Source organism: Legionella sp., assembly GCF_965140895.1.
Lineage (GTDB): Bacteria > Pseudomonadota > Gammaproteobacteria > Legionellales > Legionellaceae > Legionella.
Map to the genome: position 1 here is coordinate 1 of NZ_CBCSKT010000048.1, position 4,413 is coordinate 4,413.

Genomic DNA, 4,413 nt, shown 5'->3' on the forward strand with positions numbered 1-4,413 from the left:
GAAGCCTGTTTAAAAAACTGGTTTATGGCAAAATATGATCCACAATTCGAAAAAGAAATCCGTTTATCCTTAATGGAGGAATTATTATTCGATAATGCTTGGGGTGCTCTGGATGTGGAGCAACATTTAGACAGTGATTGGGTTATGGTTGCTCGCGATGCACAAGGATGGCTACAGCCCACCGATGCATTACCATTGAACCCCCAAATTCCGTCTTATAAACGTGTCGAAGGTATTCAAGTCAATCACCAAACCGGCAACATTTCATTTTTTATGGAGCCCTGGTCCCCTGAAGATGAAGATTGGGAGCGTCTTTTTACCCGCGATGATGTCAGTGAAATGATGGTTAAAAATTTAGGCGCAGCCTTCTTCAGTTTAGATCCAGCCGATCCCAACAAACCCTATCATCCCTTTAATACCATGCGTTTTGCTCCATCAGGGCTTGCAGACAGCGCATTAATGGATACCATGTTACTGACCGATTACATGTTAAAATTCATGACAACGGGCCAGGAGGTACAAGGTATCTATCCATTTGACCGCCAGCCAATCGAAAATGCCTTGTCACATTTACCGGATTATTTATGTGACATTATAAAACGTTACCGTGAAGCGGAGCACCATGGGGCTATTCATCGGTTTTGGATTGAAGCCGAAGAAATTAACGTGGATACTCAGACTGATGAAGCGGATAACAGCACCAGCATGCGCTTAGGTGAAATGCGTATGGTGGTAAAAAAACACCGTATGGAACGAGACATTCATGGCGAATTAAAGGATGTAAGCAACGAAGATGAAGGCTGGCCCATTTATGTGCTCACCCCTGCAGAAATAATCAGTGTACTTGAGAAAGAAAAAGTAATTCCTGGTCACGCCATGATTTTTAATACGGAATCAAAAAAAGTTCTTTATTGGGAGAAGAATACACTTATCAAAGAACATGAGGCAAAAATCATTCCGGAAAACATGACCCGCCTTTACCATCAGCCTCGAATTAACGGTTTAGTCACGCTCACTAGTCAAAATACGCGTTTATTAGTGAAACTCACGCGTGATGTAGCGAAGCAAACAAAGATGTCTCACCGGTATTCACCTGAATTTATCTTTGCACATGATCTGACCCTTCATTACAATGAATTTGCCACGTACTTACCCGAGTTTGGCCGGCTTAGAGAATTGAGCCGCCTGGCGGTTATGGTACGCATGCTGGATAGTATTCGAGTAAGCAATAACCATAAAATAAATGCGATAATAGCACTTGTCAATCCTCAAGTGAATCCAGAGGATACAGAAACCTATCGCCATTACAAAAAGGCTTTTGATTCCATTCACCAATCCGTTACCACTCAGACCACACAGATTCGCAGTTCTCTTGCTGACATTGAAAACCAAAAAGTACAGACATTAGATGCCTTAAAAAGAGAGCACGGTTTTACTACCAAATCTCAACAAGAGGACTTGGTTCGCTCTATTGCAAGCGAATTCTACGAGGACTCATCTACAATCGAACCATTGGTAAAACAGTTTGCAGCTGGTGATTCCAGACCTTTGGCGAAAAAATTATGTGAGAAACAAAAGAAAGAGACCGTGGAATCGGTTATCCGACAACTCCAAAAAAATATTCCTGGCCCTAGCAGGCAGGATTTTTATCATGCCTTAGTGGAAAACCAAGCCACCGGTGATAAGACAATTGCCCGCAGAGTATTTGCTGAGCAAACCAGAGCAACACTGTTCGGCTGTGAGCGCTTGCATCGCTCATACCAGAGCCTAGCCTTTGCAGAACAAGCAGTGCCGGAAGAGGATAATGAAGGAGCTTGCTACTGGGTTCCTGCCAGTATTAAGCATGAGGAAAAAGTATCCACTGATGGTTTATCCCGTTATTCGTTTTTTGTCTATGGTGGGGTGAATCTTCAGTCACGAATCAATACCGTACCGGGAGGAAATGGACCAATAGGTGGCAAACTGATTGGCGCAGACGGTTTTAAACGAACCCCCACCATACCTGGATTGCAAAGGCATCATATTGCCAGTCATACCAATCCAAGCACTCGGAATCATGAAGCGTTTGCTTTATCCGGGTTGAGCATGCAATCGCGAAAAAACCTGATATACTTGCCCAAAGAAGCATCAGGCCATCCCGAGCGTTCTATTCATAGAGGGGGGCATACTCAGAGTTATAGTGATACAGTGGCAGACCGTTTAGAGAAGGTAGTTGAGAAAGGTAAAACTCAGGGATGGGGCCAAGAACAATATCGGGCTGAAACAAGAAAAGTCTTGTCTGAAATAAGACAAGAGTTACGCGCAGGTAAGGTCGGCTTAAACGACGTGATGCGCCCTAACGCAACGAAATGGTAGGAGAATACGAATCATGATTTATTTGTGGGAATCCCCTGAAAAGGTGTTAAACAAAGAAATTGGGGAATATGACAGGACCTGTTCACCCGATCGTTTCTTATTGCGGGCTAGTCGCAAGTTGGAATTAAACGAGTTTAGTCCAATGCCGACAGTCCATTTTAAAATTCCTCAAAAGCGAGCGTTAAAATTTGATTGTTTAGCTAATGGTGCCATGATTCCTTTGATCAACAAACGAGTACAGGAGATTTTGAAAGAAGTAGCACCGAATGAGGTGCAGTTTTTCCCCGCCAAGGTACTCTGTCCCGATGGGGAATTGGCTGGGTACTCGTTCTTAAATGTGACGGTTGAGATCATGGGAATCGATCATGAAAAGACGGTTTATACTCAATCAGGTTATGGTTTCCATTACCTGACTTACAAAAAAGGATGCCTAGGTGAACATCCCCTTGCGCGTGATAAAGAATATCATGGTAATTTGTTAGTCAGTGAAAAACTAAAAATTATCTTTGAACAAGAAAAAATAACCGGTGTGTGGTTCGTACGACCTGAAGAGTATTATCGTCCCTTAGGAGAATTGCTTTAGAGTCTATCCGAAAAATCGGTGGCATAGCCCAATCCAAATCGAATTTGGATTATATTTGACCGACCGGATCATCTGAGCAAGACTTAAAATTGCCTGATTCATAATATTTCATGAAAAAATGAAGGCAAATTGACCCTCGACCCGGATCTTGGTTAAAAAGGGTCATGTTCAATTTTCAATCTCTATGAGTGCTAAATTCTAAATATTAGTAACCGTTCACGCCTCTTGTAAAGAAGCGTCTAAGTTTCGATGAATTAAAACCCAGTTATGCAGAGATTGGCTTTACGCTCCAGAACTTGCGCTGTGATGCAAAATCAACAAGAAATAGTTGCCCATATTGAACTATTATTTAACTGAAATATTGATGGTAGTTCTTAGAACGGTGGGAGTAGGAACTGCACGGGGTGAATTTAATGTTGTTTACACTTAAACCGGATTAAAACAAGAGCAACCTTCCACCACATTATTAATAACGGAACTTAATTTAGCATTTTTTGCAAATTCCCGTCGTTAATTATTAGTTTTTGCGTCACAGCGCAAGTTCCGGAGCGTAAGGCCTAATAATGTTTTAACTTCTAATCTGGCATTATGCCAATTTGCATGGAGAATTCGATATGGAAAGAATATTGGCACTTAAAGTAGTTTAGCTATTTCATTGCCGAGGACACTTAACAAACGTCATCGTAATTGGGCTCCAGAATAATGAGGATATTAATATGATTTACTTATGGGAAACTCCCGAGTGTCCAAATAAACATATTGCTGAGTATGATCGAGACCTCTCTCCCGATCGATTCTTATTAATGAAAGGAAACAGACTCAGTGAAACAGAGTTTGGTTGCTGCTATGTTTGTGTTAGGTCTTCTTTAATAGATCTAATGGATGATTTTTTTGTGCGTACTGTATTAAGGTATAACAGTATGAGTGCCTATATTTTTACAGCAGAAGAAATGTTTTGCTTTTCTGGAGGCATAGCAAAGAAAATTAATATAGGCCTTGAGAAGATTAAGAAATTAAAACTTAAACTCGCATTAACAAATGATGATACGGATAAAGAGTTTAAAGCCTTATCCGATGAGCAATTAGACGCTATTTGCGCCATGATAGAGCATCCAAAATTAAGTCGTATCCCCATATTTCATTTAACTACAACAGCATCGATGATAAAAAAAAAATATGACTGTATTCCAAATAATTCTGCATCTAAGTTAGTTAATCAGAAAATAATCGACATTTTAATGAAATTAGCTCCCGGCGATGTTCAATTTTTTGATGCAGAAGTGCATTGTAAAGATGGTATATTAACAGATTATAAACTCTTAAATCTGACGAATAAAATCGGCCGTGTTGCAAATAATTTCAAAAGTTCAAAACATTAAATTTCAGATGCAAGTTAGCTATATACCCATCGCCATTGAAAGTACTGGAAATTTTTTCTGAAATGAATTAAAAGTATCGGCATTATGAGATTTCAT

3 protein-coding genes are annotated in these 4,413 nt (G+C 40.3%); all 3 read left to right on the top strand.

Annotated elements, in window-relative coordinates; all coding sequences use genetic code 11:
- Positions 1-2,355 (top strand): AHH domain-containing protein (locus ACQY7T_RS06525; protein ID WP_428412143.1); only part of this gene is annotated, 2,355 nt, incomplete at its 5' end.
- Between the two features lie 13 nt (positions 2,356-2,368).
- The gene (locus ACQY7T_RS06530) at positions 2,369-2,938 is read left to right on the top strand and encodes an imm11 family protein (protein ID WP_428412144.1); all 570 of its coding nucleotides are present in this window, start codon (positions 2,369-2,371) and stop codon (positions 2,936-2,938) included.
- A 716-nt stretch (positions 2,939-3,654) separates the two neighbouring features.
- Entirely contained in the window at positions 3,655-4,317 is a 663-nt protein-coding gene (locus ACQY7T_RS06535) for a hypothetical protein (RefSeq protein WP_428412146.1), read from the top strand.
- The last annotated feature ends 96 nt before the right edge of the window (positions 4,318-4,413 follow it).

Coding starts and splice junctions, on each gene's coding strand:
- ACQY7T_RS06530 (WP_428412144.1), top strand. CDS start 2,369: ATGATTTATTTGTGGGAATCCCCTGAAAAGGTGTTAAACAAAGAAATT.
- ACQY7T_RS06535 (WP_428412146.1), top strand. CDS start 3,655: ATGATTTACTTATGGGAAACTCCCGAGTGTCCAAATAAACATATTGCT.